This window comes from Rhodoplanes roseus, from assembly GCF_003258865.1.
Classification (GTDB): domain Bacteria; phylum Pseudomonadota; class Alphaproteobacteria; order Rhizobiales; family Xanthobacteraceae; genus Rhodoplanes; species Rhodoplanes roseus.
This window is the reverse complement of record NZ_NPEX01000125.1, coordinates 1-16851: the sequence shown is the minus strand read 5'-3', so window position 1 is coordinate 16851 and position 16851 is coordinate 1. Positions and strand designations below refer to the sequence as shown.

27 protein-coding genes are annotated in these 16851 nt (G+C 68.5%); 8 read left to right on the top strand and 19 right to left on the bottom strand.

Annotation, left to right across the window (positions count from 1 at the left end; translation table 11 throughout):
- The 4 genes from CH341_RS17745 to CH341_RS17730 all read left to right on the top strand — a co-directional run.
- Positions 1 to 1141, top strand: a 1141-nt coding sequence (locus CH341_RS17745) for an efflux transporter outer membrane subunit (protein ID WP_111420331.1), incomplete at its 5' end; no start/stop codon positions are given.
- Positions 1138 to 2259, top strand: coding sequence for an efflux RND transporter periplasmic adaptor subunit (locus tag CH341_RS17740; protein ID WP_111420330.1), 1122 nt, complete (start codon positions 1138 to 1140; stop codon positions 2257 to 2259). The genes CH341_RS17745 and CH341_RS17740, both read left to right, overlap by 4 nt.
- An 11-nt stretch (positions 2260 to 2270) precedes the next feature.
- On the top strand, positions 2271 to 5375 hold the full coding sequence (locus CH341_RS17735; protein WP_111420329.1) for an efflux RND transporter permease subunit: 3105 nt from the start codon (positions 2271 to 2273) through the stop codon (positions 5373 to 5375).
- Positions 5376 to 5515: 140 nt separating this feature from the next.
- Entirely contained in the window at positions 5516 to 6256 is a 741-nt protein-coding gene (locus CH341_RS17730; protein ID WP_245431117.1) for a 4'-phosphopantetheinyl transferase family protein, read from the top strand.
- 26 nt (positions 6257 to 6282) lie between these two features.
- Here CH341_RS17730 and CH341_RS17725 read toward each other — a convergent pair whose 3' ends face one another.
- The 16 genes from CH341_RS17725 to CH341_RS17660 are packed head-to-tail and all read right to left on the bottom strand — an operon-like array spanning position 6283 to position 12970.
- Positions 6283 to 6789, bottom strand: a complete 507-nt coding sequence (locus CH341_RS17725) for a GIY-YIG nuclease family protein (protein ID WP_111420327.1) — start codon at positions 6787 to 6789, stop codon at positions 6283 to 6285.
- Complete coding sequence (locus CH341_RS17720) at positions 6773 to 8098, bottom strand: integrase (protein WP_111420326.1); 1326 nt, start codon at positions 8096 to 8098, stop codon at positions 6773 to 6775. Before CH341_RS17720 ends, CH341_RS17725 begins: the two co-directional genes overlap by 17 nt.
- Positions 8031 to 8387, bottom strand: a complete 357-nt coding sequence (locus CH341_RS35300) for a hypothetical protein (RefSeq protein ID WP_210208419.1) — start codon at positions 8385 to 8387, stop codon at positions 8031 to 8033. Before CH341_RS35300 ends, CH341_RS17720 begins: the two co-directional genes overlap by 68 nt.
- Before the next feature lie 3 nt (positions 8388 to 8390).
- A complete protein-coding gene (locus tag CH341_RS17710) occupies positions 8391 to 8885 on the bottom strand; it encodes a hypothetical protein (RefSeq protein WP_111420325.1) in 495 nt (164 codons plus the stop codon).
- Positions 8882 to 9952: a phage Gp37/Gp68 family protein gene (locus CH341_RS17705; RefSeq protein ID WP_111420324.1), complete on the bottom strand. Its 1071-nt coding sequence runs from the start codon at positions 9950 to 9952 to the stop codon at positions 8882 to 8884. Before CH341_RS17705 ends, CH341_RS17710 begins: the two co-directional genes overlap by 4 nt.
- Before the next feature lies 1 nt (position 9953).
- Positions 9954 to 10151, bottom strand: coding sequence for a hypothetical protein (locus CH341_RS17700; RefSeq protein ID WP_146604521.1), 198 nt, complete (start codon positions 10149 to 10151; stop codon positions 9954 to 9956).
- Between the two features lie 2 nt (positions 10152 to 10153).
- Complete coding sequence (locus CH341_RS35295) at positions 10154 to 10693, bottom strand: hypothetical protein (protein WP_210208417.1); 540 nt, start codon at positions 10691 to 10693, stop codon at positions 10154 to 10156.
- Complete coding sequence (locus tag CH341_RS17690; protein ID WP_111420322.1) at positions 10677 to 10895, bottom strand: hypothetical protein; 219 nt, start codon at positions 10893 to 10895, stop codon at positions 10677 to 10679. Before CH341_RS17690 ends, CH341_RS35295 begins: the two co-directional genes overlap by 17 nt.
- Positions 10892 to 11230, bottom strand: a complete 339-nt coding sequence (locus tag CH341_RS34285) for a hypothetical protein (RefSeq protein WP_170149677.1) — start codon at positions 11228 to 11230, stop codon at positions 10892 to 10894. The genes CH341_RS17690 and CH341_RS34285 overlap by 4 nt, the downstream gene beginning before the upstream one ends.
- Positions 11227 to 11433 carry a hypothetical protein gene (locus tag CH341_RS33740; RefSeq protein ID WP_146604520.1) on the bottom strand — a complete coding sequence of 69 codons (207 nt, stop codon included), beginning with the start codon at positions 11431 to 11433 and terminating at the stop codon, positions 11227 to 11229. The genes CH341_RS34285 and CH341_RS33740 overlap by 4 nt, the downstream gene beginning before the upstream one ends.
- Complete coding sequence (locus CH341_RS17680; protein ID WP_111420321.1) at positions 11430 to 11666, bottom strand: hypothetical protein; 237 nt, start codon at positions 11664 to 11666, stop codon at positions 11430 to 11432. The genes CH341_RS33740 and CH341_RS17680 overlap by 4 nt, the downstream gene beginning before the upstream one ends.
- Positions 11663 to 11797 (bottom strand): hypothetical protein, encoded by a 135-nt coding sequence (locus CH341_RS36230; RefSeq protein ID WP_281023114.1) that lies wholly within the window; start codon positions 11795 to 11797, stop codon positions 11663 to 11665. Before CH341_RS36230 ends, CH341_RS17680 begins: the two co-directional genes overlap by 4 nt.
- Before the next feature lie 2 nt (positions 11798 to 11799).
- Complete coding sequence (locus CH341_RS17675) at positions 11800 to 12081, bottom strand: hypothetical protein (protein WP_111420320.1); 282 nt, start codon at positions 12079 to 12081, stop codon at positions 11800 to 11802.
- Positions 12082 to 12084: 3 nt separating this feature from the next.
- Positions 12085 to 12429 carry an H-NS histone family protein gene (locus CH341_RS17670; protein ID WP_111420319.1) on the bottom strand — a complete coding sequence of 115 codons (345 nt, stop codon included), beginning with the start codon at positions 12427 to 12429 and terminating at the stop codon, positions 12085 to 12087.
- The gene (locus tag CH341_RS17665) at positions 12429 to 12728 is read right to left on the bottom strand and encodes a hypothetical protein (protein ID WP_146604519.1); all 300 of its coding nucleotides are present in this window, start codon (positions 12726 to 12728) and stop codon (positions 12429 to 12431) included. The genes CH341_RS17670 and CH341_RS17665 overlap by 1 nt, the downstream gene beginning before the upstream one ends.
- Positions 12729 to 12784: 56 nt before the next feature.
- A complete protein-coding gene (locus CH341_RS17660) occupies positions 12785 to 12970 on the bottom strand; it encodes a hypothetical protein (RefSeq protein WP_111420317.1) in 186 nt (61 codons plus the stop codon).
- A gap of 119 nt (positions 12971 to 13089) precedes the next feature.
- Between CH341_RS17660 and CH341_RS17655 the strand changes: the two genes are divergently transcribed.
- On the top strand, positions 13090 to 13569 hold the full coding sequence (locus CH341_RS17655; RefSeq protein WP_146604518.1) for a hypothetical protein: 480 nt from the start codon (positions 13090 to 13092) through the stop codon (positions 13567 to 13569).
- On the opposite strand, the gene CH341_RS17650 is transcribed toward CH341_RS17655, so the two are convergent.
- The gene (locus CH341_RS17650; RefSeq protein WP_245431116.1) at positions 13566 to 14249 is read right to left on the bottom strand and encodes a LexA family transcriptional regulator; all 684 of its coding nucleotides are present in this window, start codon (positions 14247 to 14249) and stop codon (positions 13566 to 13568) included. The two genes, CH341_RS17655 and CH341_RS17650, sit on opposite strands and share 4 nt — an antisense overlap.
- On the opposite strand from CH341_RS17650, the gene CH341_RS17645 reads away from it, so the two are divergent.
- Complete coding sequence (locus tag CH341_RS17645) at positions 14248 to 14478, top strand: hypothetical protein (protein WP_111420314.1); 231 nt, start codon at positions 14248 to 14250, stop codon at positions 14476 to 14478. The two genes, CH341_RS17650 and CH341_RS17645, sit on opposite strands and share 2 nt — an antisense overlap.
- A 74-nt stretch (positions 14479 to 14552) precedes the next feature.
- On the opposite strand, the gene CH341_RS17640 is transcribed toward CH341_RS17645, so the two are convergent.
- On the bottom strand, positions 14553 to 14852 hold the full coding sequence (locus CH341_RS17640) for a hypothetical protein (RefSeq protein WP_111420313.1): 300 nt from the start codon (positions 14850 to 14852) through the stop codon (positions 14553 to 14555).
- A gap of 317 nt (positions 14853 to 15169) precedes the next feature.
- Positions 15170 to 15487 carry a hypothetical protein gene (locus CH341_RS17635; protein WP_111420312.1) on the bottom strand — a complete coding sequence of 106 codons (318 nt, stop codon included), beginning with the start codon at positions 15485 to 15487 and terminating at the stop codon, positions 15170 to 15172.
- A gap of 80 nt (positions 15488 to 15567) precedes the next feature.
- Between CH341_RS17635 and CH341_RS33735 the strand changes: the two genes are divergently transcribed.
- Entirely contained in the window at positions 15568 to 15993 is a 426-nt protein-coding gene (locus tag CH341_RS33735) for a hypothetical protein (RefSeq protein WP_146604517.1), read from the top strand.
- The gene (locus CH341_RS17630) at positions 15990 to 16673 is read left to right on the top strand and encodes a 3'-5' exonuclease (RefSeq protein WP_111420311.1); all 684 of its coding nucleotides are present in this window, start codon (positions 15990 to 15992) and stop codon (positions 16671 to 16673) included. Before CH341_RS33735 ends, CH341_RS17630 begins: the two co-directional genes overlap by 4 nt.
- Positions 16674 to 16851 lie beyond the last annotated feature (178 nt).

Sequence of the window (16851 nt, the reverse complement as noted above, 5' to 3'; positions counted from 1 at the left end):
GTTCCTATTCCAGCATGCGATCCAGGGCTGGTGCCCTCCGGTTCCGATCCTGCGCCGGCTCGGCTTCAGGACGGAGCTGGAGGCGACCTATCTCACGCTCACGGCGAACGTCGTCAACGCCGCCTTCAACGACGCGTCGCTGCGGGCCCAGATCGCCGCGACGCGGGAGATCATCCGGTTTCAGGCCGACCAGCTTCGCCGCGTGCAGCGTCAGTTCGAGGTCGGCGCCGTGTCGCAGTCCGACGTGCTGTCGCAGCAGGCGACCCTGGCGCAGACCGAGGCGACCCTGCCGCCGCTGCAGAAGCAACTCGCCCAGGGTCGCAATCAGCTGATGGCCTATCTCGGCCGCTTGCCCGGCGAGGACCGCGGAGAGTACGTCGAGCTGCGCTCGCTCCGGCTCCCGCCCAGGCTGCCGCTGAGCCTCCCGTCGCGACTGGTGCGCCAGAGGCCCGACATCCGGCAGGCCGAGGCGACGCTCCACCAAGCCGCGGCGACCGTCGGGGTGAACGTCGCCAACATGCTGCCGCAGCTCACCCTGACGCCGAACATCGGGACCGCGTCGCTCACCGTCGCCGACTTGTTCTCGCCACAGAGCCTCACCTGGATGCTGGTCGGAACCATTCAGCAGACGCTGCTCGATGGCGGCCAGGGCTACCACGCCAAGGAGGCGAGCGTCGCCAAGTTCGAGCAGGACTATGCTCTCTACCAGAGCACTGTGATCACGGCGTTCCAGAACGTGGCGGACGCGTTGCGGGCGATCCAGTACGATGCCTCGACCCTGCAGGCCCAGGCTGCGGCCGAGAAGGCCGCGCTCGACAGTCTCAAGATGGCGCAGCAGCAGTTCAAGGTCGGCGCGATCAGCTACGCGACCGTCATCAATGCGCAGCAGACCTTCCAGAATGCCGTCATCGCGCGCATCAGGGCGCAGGCGATGCGATTCACCGATACGGTGGCGCTGTTCCAGTCGCTCGGCGGCGGGTGGTGGAACCGCGACGACGAGACGGCACTCTCGGTGCCGCGCGACGGCGGCTGGCTGCAGGGGCCGGACGGACCGGCGACGGCGGCGACCCGCGATGCGCCGTTCAGCCCGCTGCCGGTGATCCCGCAGACGCCCGATGCTTCGACGGAGACGGTCCGGTGACGAGACGGCTTTTGATCGCTGGGCTTTTGGTGGCCGCCCTGGGCGGCGGCCTGTACGGCTATCACGCGTTCACCTCCAGCGCGTCCCGGAAGGCGCCGCCGCCGCGCAAGGGCGCGCCCGCCCAGACTGTCGCCGCGCTGCCGGCGCAGGTCGAGAGCTGGCAGCCCAGAATGACCTATGTGGCCGATCTGCGCGCCTCGAAGGGGGCCGATCTCGCCCTCCAGGTGTCCGGCATCGTGACCTCCATCCTGTTCGAGTCGGGCGACACGGTGGCGGCCGGTGCGCCGCTGCTCCAGCTCAACGCCGCGGACCAGAGCGCCAAGCTCGTCTCGCTGCAGGCGACCGCGACGCTCTACGGCCTGACGCTGAAACGCGATCTCGAGCAGCTCAAGATCAACGCGGTGAGCCAGGCCACCGTGGACACCGACCAGGCCAACCTGAAGAACGCCGAGGCGCTGGTCGCGCAGCAGAAGGCACTGGTCGAGCAGTACGGCCTGAATGCGCCGTTCGCCGGCCGGCTCGGCATCCGCGCCGTCGATCTCGGCCAGTATCTGAGTGCCGGGACGACCATCGTCACGCTGCAGTCGCTCGATCCGATCTTCGCCGACTTCTCCGTTCCCCAGCAGTATCTCGGGCGGCTTAGGGTGGGCGAGCAGGTGAGCGTCGAGGTCGACACCTATCCGGGCGAGGTGTTCCGCGGTGCGGTGACGGCGATCAACCCGAAGGTCGAGACCGGCAGCCGCAACGTCAAGGTCCGCGCCTCGCTGCCGAATCCGACCAGTCGTCTGGTGCCCGGCATGTTCGCGAAGATTTCGATCGAGGTCGGCAAGCCCGAGACCCACGTCACGCTGCCGCAGACCGCCATCGTGTTCAATCCGTACGGCTCGACCGTCTACGTCCTCGACAAGAGCACCGACGGGGCCGGGCTCGTCGCCCGCCAAGCCTTCGTCAAGACCGGCCAGACTCGCGGCGATCTCGTCGCCGTGCTGTCGGGCGTGGCCGAGGGCGACGTGGTCGTCGTCGCCGGCCAGCTCAAGCTGCGCAACGGCACACCCGCCGTCGTCGACAACGCGAAGATCCCGAAGGCCGAGGCCGATCCGGCCGTGTCGGACCAGTAGGAGGCGGGCCGATGCGGGTCACGGATGTCTTCGTCAAGCGACCGGTGCTGGCGCTCGTCGTGAGCGCGCTGATCCTGGTGATCGGCCTGCGAGCCATGTTCTCGTTGCCGATCCTGCAGTATCCGCAGATGCAGAACGGCGTCGTGACGGTGACGACGACCTATGCGGGGGCGGATTCCGACATCATCGCGGGGTTCATCACCTCGCCGCTCGAGAACGTCATCGCCCAGGCCAACGGCATCGACTACATGACGTCGTCGAGCCAGACCGGGGTCAGCGCCATCACGGTGAACCTGCGTCTCAACTACGACACCGGAAAGGCGCTCACCGAGATCAGCACCAAGGTGAGCTCGGTACTCAACCAGCTGCCGAGCGGCACTCAGCAGCCGATTCTGGCGCTCAAGGTCGGCTCCACCATCGACGCCATGTATATCGGGTTCTCCAGCGACATCCTCGCAGAGAACCAAGTGACCGACTACGTCGCCCGGGTGGTGCAGCCCGAGCTGCAGGCGGTCTCCGGCGTGCAGCTCGCCGAAATTCTCGGCGGCAAGAACTTCGCGCTCCGTGCCTGGCTCGACCCCGACAAGCTCGCCGCGCTCGGGCTCACCGCCACCGACGTTGCGACGGCGCTCGAGACCAACGACTACATCTCCGGCGTGGGCACGACGAAGGGGCGGCTCGTCCAGGTCAAGCTTTCGGCGGCCACCAACCTGCGTTCCGTCGCGGAGTTCAAGAACCTCGTCATCAAGAACGTCTCGGGCGCGATCGTCCGGCTCAGTGACGTGGCGAATGTCACGCTCGGCAGCGACGACTACGACTCGCGCACGAGCTTCAACGGAAAGTCGGCCGTCTATATCGGGATCCAGGTCGCGCCCACGGCGGATCTGCTGGACGTGATCCGCGGCGTGCGCGAGGTGCTTCCGGCGATCTTCGCCGATCTGCCGACCGGGCTGACCGGCACGGTGCTGTACGATTCGACCGACTACGTGAACACGTCGATCGCCGAGGTGATCCGCTCGCTGTTCGAGGCCGCGCTCATCGTCACCGTGGTGGTGTTCGTGTTTCTCGGGTCATGGCGGTCGGTGCTGATCCCGATCGTCGCCATCCCGCTGTCGCTCGTCGGCGCCTTCGCCGTGATGCTGGCCTTCGGTTTCTCGATCAATCTGCTCACGCTGCTGGCGCTGGTGCTCGCGATCGGTCTCGTCGTCGACGACGCGATCATCGTCGTCGAGGGCGTCAACCGCCACATGGAGCAGGGCGCGGCGCCGTTCGACGCGGCGTTGGCGGCCGCGCGCGAGCTCGCGAGCCCGATCGTCGCCATGACCGTGGTGCTGATCGCCGTCTATGTGCCGATCGGCTTTCAGGGCGGGCTGACCGGCAGCCTGTTCACCGAGTTCGCCTTCACCCTGGTCGCCGCCGTGCTGGTCTCCGCCGTGATCGCGTTGACGCTGTCGCCGATGAGCTGCGCCCATCTCCTGGCGCCCTACGATGCCGAATCGCGAAGCCTGGAGGCGCGGCTCGTCCGGATCGTCGATCGGACCATGACTGCCGTCACGGGCGGCTATCGTCGCGTTCTGTCGGCCTCGCTGACCGTGCTGCCCGTCACCATTCTGTTCGGCCTCACGGTGCTGGGGAGCGTCTACTGGCTGTACACGCACGCCAAGTCGGAGCTCGCCCCGCCGGAGGACGAAGGCGTCATCCTCACCATGATGTCGGCGGCGCCGAACGCGACGCTGGCGCAGCGCGAGTTCTACGTGCAGCAAATCTACGGCGTGCTCGATCACCGGCCCGAGACCGAGCTCGTGTTCCAGATCGACATGCCGGGCCAGGTGATCGGCGGCTGGGTGCTCAAGCCCTGGGGGGAACGCAGCGCCTCGGCGCTCGCTTTGGCGCCGCTCGTCCAGGCGGAGTTCAACAAGATCGCCGGAGTGCGCGTGGCGGCGTTCCAGCTTCCGCCCCTGCCGGGCAGCAGCGGCCTGCCGATCCAGTTCGTGCTGAAGTCCAACAACTCCTACGAGCGGCTCTACGAGGTGTCGCAGAACTTCATGGCCGCGGCCCTGGAGACGGGCAAGTTCATCTTCCTCGACGTCGACATGAAGTTCGACCAGCCGCAGGCGACGATCCATCTCGACCGCGACAAGGTGTCGAGCCTCGGGCTCCAGATGAGCGACGTCGGCGCGGCACTCGCGACCATGCTGGGCGGCGGCTACGTCAACTATTTCGATCTCGGCGGGCGATCCTACAAGGTCATCCCGCAGGTGATGCAGAAGCACCGGCTCAACATCGATCAGCTGCCCGGCTACTACATCCGCGCGTCGGACGGCAGCAGCGTGCCGCTCTCGACCGTCGCCCGCATCGAGACCCGGACGGTGCCGCAATCGCTCAACCATTTTCAGCAGCTCAATTCGGCGACGGTGGCTGGCATCGCGATGCCGGGCGTCTCCGACGGCGAGGCGCTGGCTGTGCTGAAGGACATCGCCGCGAGAACGTTGCCGTCGGCCTACAGCGTCGACTATGCCGGCGCCTCGCGTCAGATGGAGCGCGAGTCCGGCGGCTTCGTCACCACCTTCGCGCTCGCCCTGGTGATCATCTTCCTGGCGCTCGCCGCGCTGTTCAACAGCTTCCGGGATCCGCTGGTCATCCTGGTGTCCGTGCCGATGTCGCTGGCCGGCGCCCTGGTCTTCATCGACCTCGGGGTCGGCGGCGCGAGCATCAACATCTACACTCAGGTGGGGCTCGTCACGCTGATGGGACTGGTCAGCAAGCACGGCATCCTGATGGTCGAGGTGGCGAACGATCTGCGCCGGCGCGGTGCGACGAAGCGCGACGCGATCGTCGAGGCGGCCTCGATCCGCCTCCGTCCCATCCTGATGACGACCGCCGCCATGGTGCTCGGCGTCATGCCGCTGATCACGGCGACCGGGGCAGGGGCGAACTCGCGCTACAACATGGGCCTGGTCATCGGTGCGGGACTGTCCATCGGCACGCTGTTCACGCTGTTCGTGGTGCCGGCCTTCTACCTGCTGGTCAGCCACGGGAAGGAGGAGCGGCCGGAGGCGGTGCGACTGCCGCCGGCGACGGATCCGCGTCCGTCCGAAGAGGCCGCGCCGACGTGAGCCGGTCGGATTTCGACGCCGCGCTGCGGTTCGATGCCGGTGGCCGGCGGTTCGCCGGTGGGATCGCGCTGTGCGCGGCGCCGGTCGCGACCCTCGAGGCCGAGTCGACGAATTTCCTCAGCCCGGAGGAGGCCGCGCTCTTGACCGCGCGGCTCGCGCCGCGGCGCCGGCATTCGCTGCTCGCCGGACGGCGCGCCGCCAAGCTGGCGTTGCGGCACGTGCTTCCCGGGACGGCGAGCCGGAGCGTCCGGATCCTGCCCGGCGTTCTCGATCAGCCGGTGGTGTCGGGCGGCGGCGCCGAGAACCTCCAGGTGACCTTGTCGCATGCCGGATCGCTCGCCGTGGCGGTCGCGCACGCCGAGGCCTGCCCGATCGGGGTGGACCTCGACCTGCCGTCCCCGGAGCATCGCGCCGCGCTTTTCGAGCAGACCAGCGAGACCGAGCGCCGCCTGGCGGCCGCGGCCCTGGACGTCGACGAGGATCGACGGCTGATCACGCTCTGGTGCCTGAAGGAGGCCCTGTCCAAGGCCCTGCGATGCGGACTGACGGTGCCGTTCGGTGTGTTGGAGATCGCCTCCCTGGTGCGGGAGGGGCAGGGGGTCCGGGCGCAGTTCGTCAATTTCGGACAATATGTCGGTCTGGGTGTCTGCACCGCTGGTCCGAGTTTCGCGGTGGTGATGCCGCGGACGGTCGCCTGGACCCTCGCGGACGGGTCGGATCCGATGACGACAACGGCGCAGTGGCTGGCGGAGGCCGCGTCTCGGCCGCCGATTCCGATCCGCACGGCACATCCGTCCGGTCGAGCGCCGGTCGGGACAGGCCCGATCGAAGGACTCCAAGTCGTGGTGCCGGCTGAGGGATTCGAACCCCCGACCCCCTGATTACAAATCAGTGCTAAGTCATTGTTTTATAATGAAAGTGGTCCATTCAAAGCGATGTATTCGCGGATTTCGTCCGTAAAGCGAAACCACTCGCCGTGAGCCCGGCAGTGGTCAAATTGACGATGCAGGCGCACCTCGTCCATTTGTGTCTTGTCGTCAAACGTGGCTATCAGTTCAAGTTTCGTCGGAGAGTACTTTTGTATCGTCTTCAATCTGACTTCAACGTTTTCGGTATATCCTATTTTGACAAGATCACCAGCTGAAATGAAGTAAATAAGGCCGCGCTTGTAGCGAGGACGTTTGCGGTTCTTGTAGAGAATAAAGCTTCTCATCTGTCCGTACAGTCTTCGACATTCGCTTTTTATGTTCTCCATGTCTTCCGCGGTCGGATCGGTCACTCCGCTCCAGAGTCTTTGAGTTTTCGGTATAAATCCCATCTCGCGCACATAGCCGTGGCAAATCCAATACGCTTCGCGGCGCCCGCTCTTGCGCGTAAACCATTTCAAGCAAGGTGTATCACTTGGCTTGGCCATGTCTTTCAACCCCAGTCTTTCTCTTGGCGACGCGGGCGGCGGCGACGCGGCGGGTGGTGGCGAGATTGCCGGCCACGTAGTCGCGGCGGGTGCCTTCCAGGTCGGTCTTCTGCAGATGGTCGGCGACGTCCTCGATCGCGCAGCCGGCCTCGCGCGCCTCGGTGGCGCCGCCGTGGCGGGCGCTCATGTTCCAGACGCTCGCCGGCACGCCGGCCGCGGCGGCGAGCTCGCCGTAGAGCGTCACGTAGTGGCGACGACGGAACGGCCGTCCGGCGTCGTCGATCGCCACCGGCCCGTGCCGCTCGGTGTCGGGCACCGCGGCGATCGCCGCCATCACCAACGGATAGGCGGAAAGGTCGAACGCGGCGGCGACGCCCGTCTTGTGCCGCGCGATGTCGAGCACCATGCCGGGCGAGAAATCCTCCCAGCACAGTCCCGGGCGCCACAGGCTCCGGCCGGCCGTCACGGCGCCGGCCGGCACCGGCACGGCGCGGTCGAGCGGCTCCCATGTTCCGATCACGTCGATCTGCGCCAGCGTCAATTCGAACTGCAGGGCGACGCCAAGAGAAATCGAGCGGTGCCGCCGGGTGCCGCGGGCAAGCCCGGCCGCGACGATCGCGGCGGCGTGCTCATATGTCATGGCGGTGCGGGCCGGCTTGGCGGCGTGCCACGCGTCGAGCAGCGCCTGGGGCACGCGCAGCGTCATGCGCTCCAGGGCCTGCGCCAGCGCCAGGCAGCCGGGCAGGTGCAGCTCGACGCCGTAGGACAGCAGAATCATCAGCATCGAGCGGACGCAGGCGCTCGCCAGCCGCAGGCGCGGCGTTCCGCCCGGCGCGGGCGGCGCGGCGATGGCGAGGTACCAGCGGCGCAGATCGGTCCCGTGCAAACGGTCGATCCGGCGGGCGCCGAATTTTCGGGCCAAGGTGCGGCACCAGTCGTCGTAGCCGCGGCGCGTGTTGGGTCGGACGGCCCGATAGGGAGAATCGGCATCGGTCTGGTAGAGCGCGATCAGGGACGCGAGAGTGCCGTCGTAGAGCGCGCGGCGAGGCGCGCCGTCCTCGGCGAGCCAAGCCTCCATCTCGGCCCACAGCACGCGGCAGCGGGCCGCGATCTCCTGCAGTCCGCTCACCGCGCCGATATCGCCGTGGAGCCGCACGGTGCGGGGCCGGTAGCCGCGGCGGCGGGCGTCGTCGGAGGCGACCCAGCGGGGCTCGAGGCGGCCGCCGGGCCGGCGCAACAGCTTAAGCCCCGGCGCGTCCAGCGCGATGGTCACGCCGTCGACGGCGATCGGCTGCCGGGCTCTCGGCATCGGGTGTCTCCAGTCCGTCCGGCACCAGCGCGATCAACGGGCCGCGGCGGGCCGGCATCATGCCAGCCACCGGCGGGGCGGCGTCAAGCCCGTGCCGCGCCGCGAAGAACCTTAGGACCGACGGATAGTGCCGCCCGCCCATCATGGCGTCGACCTTGGGCAGCCCTTCGCGCTCCAGCACCACCGCCTTGGCAGGCCACTCGCGGGCCCGATCGCCCAGCACCAGCCGCGCCAGCTCCGGCTCGGCGGGGTAGAGGCACGAGGGCTCGGGTGCAGGCCGGCGGGGCATGGGTCACCACCGATAGAGAATGCCGTCGAACCGGTCCCCGGGATTGGGGACGAAGTAGTCGCGGAACGCCGCGACGGTGTCGAAGCCGTCGGCCTTCACTTCGGCTTCGAAGGCGGCTCCTCTGTTGCGCGACGACCAGAACAGCATCGCGTCGCCGGCGCGCCAGCCGCGCGAGCCGTCGATCCGCAGGATCTGGCGCGGCGGCGCGCCGGGGTCCTGAACCGTCGTGTGCCAAATCTCGATCGGGGAGACGCGGACCGCGGCGCGCGGCACGTCACCCAGCTTCGCCCGCTCGGCGGTTCTGGACTTCCACCACAGCGACAGGTCGTAGGGGATCGTCTGGCCGACCGGGTCCCAGGCGAGCAGGCGCTCGGCGATCGGACCGCGAGCCCGGATGGTCTGGCGCTTCACCCGCACGTCGCCCGGCTCGCCCCGCATCTGGCGCAGCCCGGCCTCGATCATCGGCCGCATCTCGGGGACGGAGAAACTGAGGATCATCGCGTCGCCTCCGGCATGCCGTTGTGCTCGACGCCGTCCAGGAGGCGGCCGGCGTGGGCCTTGCCGAGGCGCGCCATCCATTCGCCGTTGATCTCGGGATTGTCCGTCCAGGCTGACCCGTTCCAAACACGCAACGGCAGAGAGACCGGGTGATCCTCGTACCAACCTTTTTCGGGAAGCCACTCGCCCCATTGCTTGAAGAAGAACGGCACGCCCGCCCAGCCGCACTGATCTCTCAGGTCTCGCGCCCACTGAGGATGCATCGGCCGGGCGTTGCGGCCGCTCTCGCCGCCGCAGATGACCCAGTCGAGACGCGGTGACGGCTCTCCGTCCTGATCCCGAGGATCGAAAAAGCTGCGACCTCCAGGCGCATCTATGCTGTGCTCGTTCGTATGGTCGAAAACCCGCGAAAGGTTGATCAGCCCCAACATCGGCTCGCAGCTCACGAACCGCACGGCGGCCGGTGTGGCGAGCAGATCCGGAATGCGCTCGTCGGCGCGCTGCTGATCCTCGGCGGAGACACCGAGCCAAATCCCGGGCGGGGGATTCTCCGCATCGTAGTCGTCGAGCGTCGCCCGCGCGTCGTCGCTCCGACGGGCGAGCGGGTCGACGTACTCACGGACGTGCCAGCCGGCCTCGGCGTTGACCTGATCCCAGAACGCCTCGGACGTGAGCACCTCGCGCATCCGGGCGGCCCGCTTGGTGAGGATCTGGAAAGTGTGCCCACGCACGTGCACGGCCGCCACCGCGATCGCGAACAGGTTGGCGATCTCATCGACCGGCAGGGCCTCGTGGAACCAGTCGCTGGTGCTCGACGCAAAGATCTTCGCGGGCTTGCGCCAGCGCAGCGGCTGGTCGAGCCGAGCCCACTGCACCTCGACCTTGCCGGTCCACCGGCCGCCGGCGAGCAGGCGCTCGGCGAAGCTGTGGCCCCACTGGCCGGGATCCGAGAACCGCCCCGCCAGCGTCTCGGCGTAACAGTTGCGGCAGCCCTCCGAAACGCGCGTGCAGCCGCGGATTGGATTCCAGTCGCTGCGGTCGGTCCACTCGATCTTGCTCTGGCTCATGTCACGCTCCCAGCATCCGGAGGATGGTGCCGACCAGCACCAGCGCGGCGGCGAGACCGAAGGCCGCGGCCGCGATGAAGAACAGCGGGCCCAACGGATCGGGTGGCCTTGCTGCGAACGCCCGGTTGCCGACATGGATGCTGCCGAACAGGCCGGCGATGCACACCAGGAAGGCCGCGACGGTGAGGATCGTCGACACGGTCACCTCCCGTTGGCCGGGGGCTGCGGGTCGAGGCGCTCGGCGACGATCTCGCGCTTGCGGCGGCACACGACCTCGTCGGCGAGCGACAACAGCCTGGCCGGGAGCCCTACGGTGTCGGCGATCGACACCAGCACCAGCGCGTCGACGACCGACAGCGGCGGCGGGGTGAGGCTCTCTGCGTTCGGCACCCCCTCACCCGACGCCTGCTGCGTCGACCTCTCCCCGCTGGGGAGAGGTGAAGGGGCGGCGAAACGATCGAGCCGCTCGATCTCGGCTACGATGAGGGCAGCGGCCTTGATCAGATCGCGTCTCGGGTTGTCGTGATTTGGCTTCCACCATTCTTCGCCCCATTGCCAGCCTTCCGGCACATCATCGGCTGACGGTCCATAGGGAGAAAGATTGAGCGCGGCGTTCAGGGCGTAGTACCCGCCAGCACCCGCCAACTCGCCGCTGTCGTGAGTGTCGTCGTGCTCCGACGTCCAGCCCTCGACTTCAATCTGTCGGCGGCGTTCGGCCGCGATTTCATCGATCACACTCATGGTCGTCCTTTCTGAAGCCGTGGGCGAGGCCATGCACGCGGGCGAGGGCGCCGAGGCGGGTCCGCTCGGCGGCGAGTTGCCGCCGCGTCTCGGCGCCCTCGCGGGCGATCACGGCGGGCGTGTGCCAGGCGTAGAGCGCGAGCAGCGCCGACGCGGGCAGCAGGGCCGCCGTGATGATCAGGGTGGTCGTGGCGAGGTTCACGGCTGCCTCCTGGCGCAGGGCGTGGCGGCGGCGGTGCCGGCGGCGATCCAGCGGCCGAACAGCGCGGCCGTGTCGGCGGCGACGCGGGACTCGATCAGGTGGGCGACGGCGGCGCCGTAGATCGTGATGCAGGCATAGGGGCGGCCGGGGCGGCCGGCGCCGCCGTAGCGGCCGGCCATGCCGGCGGCGATCAGCGCCTCGACGCCGGCATCGCCGATCGTCACCTGGGCGCCGGCCTCGTCGTGCCAGCCGGTCTCGTGCCGCCGCAGCGGGCTCCGCGTCATCAGCACGAGCAGGCGCTCGCAGGATCGCGGCAGGGTGGGGAGGGTGCTCATGATCGGTTTCCCGCGGCAGCGAGCTCGATCCGACGCACGACGTCGTCGAGCGTGAGAGCCAACATTTTCTGCTCGTCGCCGGCCCTGGAGCCGAGCTTGGTCGCCAAGGCGTGGGACACGAGCGCCAGCTTCTTGAGCGCGACGATCTCGATGCCCATGACGCTGATCGTGACGGTTGCGGTTTGTTCGATGCGCATGATCACAGCCTCACGACGACGGTGGGGGACGGGATGGGCTCGCCGGCCGGCCACAGGGCGCGGACCAGCGGGAGCGTGATCGCGACGGGCCGTCCGTCGTCCGGCACCGGATAGGGCGCGAACTGGCCGCGCGCATCGCGGCGCGGCGGGAAGGACATGTAGATGCCGAACGGGGCGCCCTCGATCGGCGCGATCGGACGGGCTGCGGGATCGGCCACGCGGCGGCGGGTGGCTTTCATGATCCGCTCCAGCAGGCGAGCGCGACGGCCAGCGCCGCGACGGTGGACAGGCCGAGCGCGGCGTCGCAGCGATCGACGACGGTCTCGATGGTGGGGAGGCGGCGCCAGGCCGCGCGGGCGAGCGTGGTCATGATCACGACCTCCCGAGAGTGACCGGGATGTCGGTCGGCTGGGACGTCCGGTTCCGTTTGTCGCGGACGCCGTCGAGCACACCGGGCAGCGTCTCCTCGACGACCTCGACGAGCTCGTCCAGCGACATCTTGTGCCCGTGGCCGAGGACGCCGAACGCGTTGATGGCCATCTGCAGCGCGGCTTCGAGCACGTGATGCACGTCGTGCCCGTGCGCGAGGGCGGCGAAACCGGCCATCAGCTCGGCGGCCTCGACCGGATAATCGGCACTTCGGGTGAGTGGCATCGCTCAGCCCTCGCTGATCCGAAACTCGTCGGCCGTGCGACCCTGCGCGATCAGCTGTGCGAGCCACTTCGGCTGCGCGCCGCGGCCGGCCCAGGTCTCGCCGTTCGGGCCGCGGTACTTGGGCGGCACCTTGCGGCCAGCGCGCGGGCTGCGGGCGGCGGAGCCGGCCTTGCCGAGGGCGGCGAGCTGGCGGCGGAGCTCGGCGGCGCGGGCGGCGATCATGCGGTCGATCTCGGCCCGCATCGTGATCAGGTCGGCGTCGTCGAGCTGCGCGAGCAGATTGCGGGCGCCTGTCAGCTCGACGGGGAAATTCCCCGGAGTGTCGGTCGTGTCGGTGCGGGCGAGCATCAGCGGGATTCCTCGAGCGGGGCGGACAGGGCCGCCGGCATGTGGGTGGAGAGGAAGCGGCGGGCGCGGCGCCACAGGGCGCGCGTCGGCGCGTCGAGCGACGCGGCGCGGTCGGGGCCGCCGGGGTGGCGGCGGCGCAGCAGCGTGTCGAGATCGGCCATCAGCAGCGCGGCGTCGGCGATCGCCTCGGCCAGATCGGCCGCCGGCGAGCCGATCCCGCGGGCCGTCATGGCGCAGGCCAGGATGGAATTCGGCGTGAGGTGCTCGGGCTCGTGAACAGGCGTGGGATCAAGGGACATGGGGGTCCTCATGGGGTCCTCCGGACAAAAAAAGGGGAGGGGCTTTCGCCCCTCCCTCAGTCCCGCTCCATCCAGGCATCCAGGGCCGCGACGATCTCGGTGTCGCCGTTGGCCTGCGCCTGCTCGTAGACGGCGAGCAGCTGCTCCCCGTCCATTTTCGCAAACATCCCGGTGAGGTTGGTCTCTGTGGACTCGGTCCGGCTGGACCCGGTCTCGGTGAGGTTAGTCTCGGTGGTGGCCATCTGGTGTCTCCCCTCGGCTGATGGGGAGACAGTACAAAACGTACAGAATGGTGTCAACACATAATGTACAGCACTGGCGTGCTACGATCTCTGCAACCTATCGCGATGGGGCTTAAACGATGAAAACCGTATTGATGGCGCTGCTCTATTTCAGCCTGGGCGTTGCAGCCGCCGTTTCCGCGCTGTGGCGCGTTCCTTCGTTGGCGACGGCAGTTTTCGGCCCCGATTTCAGCAGGATCGCAGCCGGCGCGGCATTGCCGACCGATACGCGAATCGAGGCCCTCAAAGCGCTGGCCCAAGCGTCTGTCGCGGCGGCGATGCGCGATCCGGCTGCAGCGCAGTTCTCGGACATCAAGGTCGTCGACGGCCGAGAAGGAAAGAACGTCTGCGGGTATGTGAACGGCAAGAACGCTTTTGGTGCCTATGTCGGCGCGACCGCCTTCGCCTACGACCGCGGCGCCGACCGGGTGTTGTTCTGGGTGAACGGTGGTGGTGAGGAAGAGACGCTGCAACGCGTCGTCGTCACCCGGATGTGCTCCGACGGCGGCAAGGCCACCGAGGATTACGTCCTCGATCTGTTCGCCAAGCGGAAGAACTAGCGCGGCCGCATCAGCTTCACGGGCGAGGCCCACTCGACGATGACATCGTACAGCGGCGGCTCGAACTGCGATTCGAGAGTATAGACGCCCCGCCGCGAACCGCGCGCCAGGCGCTTGATCAGCACACGCCCGTCCGCCAGGCCGACGATGCAGAGGCGGCCGACGAGGGTGGTGTCGGCGGGTGACCGGACGTCGTCGTAATAGACCACCCACCGGTTGAAAAATCGGCCGAGACTGTCGCCGTCGATCTCGACCGCGACAGTCTCCTCGGTCATCTCTTCCGGTGCATCGATCTCGTCGAATGGACCTTGAGATTCGGCGAACAGGTGCGTGATGGCGCCGGCGCCGACGCGCCCGACGAGCGGCACGCTCATCAGCCGGCCGTGTTCCTCCACTCCGCCGCCTTCGCCGTAGAGCAACCATCCCGACGAGACCTTGAACGTCTTCGCGTACTTCTCGGCCGCCTTGCGGCTGAGGTCGCGCGAGCCGTTCTCGTGGCTCCGGTAGGTGTTCTCGTTCCAGTGATGGCGGCGGGCGGCGTCTGTCGCGGTTGCGAAGCCGGCTCGTTCCCGCGCGCGGCTCAGTCGGTCGCTCGGGCTTTCCATGGCTGAAACGCTACGAAAATGCGCTGTGCATTTCGCCTTGACCGTGTGTAGTGCAAAATGTACAGCGGAACACATGGGTACGCTCGATTCGCTGTTCATCTCGCTCGGAGGTCCGGCCGAAGTCGGCCGGATCATCGGCAAGTCGACCGAGCACGCGGCGTCGATGCGGCGCCGCGGCTCGATCCCGGTCGAGTACTGGCCGGCCCTCGTGGCGGCGGCGGAAGAGAAGCAGATCGTCGATCTCACATACGAGGCGCTCGTCGCGATGCATGTGAGGGCGAAGCAGCGAGAGGCCACCTCATGACCGAACACATCCGCTTCGAATGGCCGGTGTTCGAGGGCGACGCGGCGGGGCGGGTGACCCATATGCGCCTTCGCTCAGACGTCTTCGTCCTCGGAAAAGGTGACGACGTCCAGGGCGGCGACCACGAAGCCGATCGGCTTCACCTCGCGGCCGACGGCGCGCCCCGCCGGAACGGCGTTCTTCACGCCATCGACGATGCGCTGCTTCACCTCGGACGCATGAGCGGCGCCGCCGAGCGCGATCACCTCGTGCATGGCGCCGCGCCACGCCTCGATCAGCAGCGCGACGGCAATCCGCATCTCGTCGGCGTCGAGATCGGCCGGAACGCGGCGGACGTGCTGCGAATCCGGCCGTGGCGGCGTCGGCTTCTTCATCGGCTTCTCCTGGTTTGCAGGCGGCTCGCGGTCCCGGCCTCCCCGGAGGCCGCATCATGATCACGTTCCGCACGCCGTTGGTGGACTGCAACGACCGCGGCGTGCGGCCCGGCGCCGGCCGGCCGTTTCTCCGCCACTCATCCGCCGAGGTGAGGGTGGGCCCGCTAGTGACCCGGGCCTTTCGGCCGGCCGGCGCCAACACGTCGTTCATCCCCTGATCTGGAGCTGTCCCGATGACCACTGTGTCGTGTCCCTTCGCGCCACGGATCCACTATCGCCGGGTGAAGACCGCCGCGACGACGACGATCCGGCTGTGCTCAGGCGCCGTCCTGACCGTGCCGGTCTGGACTCTGATCGCCGAGAAGATCGGTCCGTCCGGCGAACGCGAGCACCGCGTGCAGGACGTCGCGGGCCGCGGTGCGGGCCGGCGGATCGAGCGGCAGGGCGTCGAGCGTCTCCGTCACCTCTTCGAGCAGCTTCTCGGCCGCATCGGCCTGATCGGGAGATGACGCGGTGATCCGGGTGAGCAATGCGGCCAGCACCGCGAGCACGGCAAGGTCGCGGCCGTCCTCTGCCGTGGTCGGGCTGCCGGCTCGGGCCGGCGAGGCCGGCTCGTGTGGTTCCGAGGTCTCCATCGTCGCCTCCTTCGGCGGTGGGGTCACGCCGCCGCCGGGGGTCCAGCCCGGCGGCGGCACTGTGTCGGGGAGCTGATCAGATGAGCGCCCGCCGATCGACGAAACCATCGGCCAAACCGGCTAACCGGTCAAATCCGGGGGGTGAAGCGCGATTCGCAAAAAAGCGAAGCGCGATTCGTGCGACGGCCGCCATCGCGCGGACTGCAAAGCAGATTTGGCCGAGGGGCACGGCGGCCGATCTGGCCTCGGCGGCGGGACTGGAAAGCGATCGCGCGGCGCAGCTGCTCCTGGCCGCCGACGGCACCGCGAGCGCCGAGACCATTCTTCGGCTGATGTTCCATCCCGTGTACGGCCGCGCCTTTCACGCCGCGATCATGAGCTCCGCCGACCCGATGCCGCCGTGGTGGCGCGACCTGACCAAGCAGCAGGAGCTGTCCGACGCGCGCGCCCAGCTGCGCGCCCTCAACAAGCGCATCGGTCGCCTGGAGGACGGAGAGGACGCATGAGCGACGAGCTGCACCTGATGATCGACATCGAGACGCTCGGGACGCGGCCCGGCGCCGCGATCCTGTCGATCGGCGCCGTGGTGTTCGCGCCGTACGACCGCAACGGGCTGCTGATCCGCGACCGGTTCTATCGCGGCATCGAACTCGGCTCCGCATTGCGCCACGGCGCCGTCGATGCGGAGACGCTGCGCTGGTGGCTGGATCAGCCGGTGGCGGTTCTGTCGGGCGCGTTCAGCGGCACTGCCATGACGGCCGATGTGCTGTCCGGGCTCGCCATCTGGTGGGCGGCCAAATGCCCGGTGGGCACCCCGGTGTGGGCCAATGGGCCCGCGTTCGATCTGGTGCTGATCGAGGATCTGTGCCGCCGGGTCACGGGCCGCGGTGCGCCCTGGGGCTTTCGCGAGCATCGCTGCTGCCGGACGCTGAAGGCCATCGCGACCGAGGCGCCGGTGCCGGAGCGCATTGGCGTCGAGCATCACGCGCTCGCCGATGCCGAGCATCAGGCCGTCTGCGTCGCCGCCCGGTTGCGCTGGCTGCGCGAGCGGGAGGTCGGCGAAGCTGCGGCGAGGCACCTTCTGGATCTGGAGCGAGAGAGATCGTCCCGGATATCGCTGGAGTTGGACGAGTTGCGGAGCACTGTACGTGCTCGCCCAACCAGCGACATGGCGGGGGAGGACTGAGCATGTCTTCCCCCGCCGCTTCACCTCGTCGCCCTGGGTCCCGGCTTTCGCCGGGACACGAGTCGTCCTGCATCCGGTCCCGCCACACGGTCGCTCGTCCGGCCGGGACCGGTGCCGGCGCGTTCGTCCAGCCCCTCGTTTCCCCGAGGCGGACGCGCCGGCGATCTCCTCCCCCCGC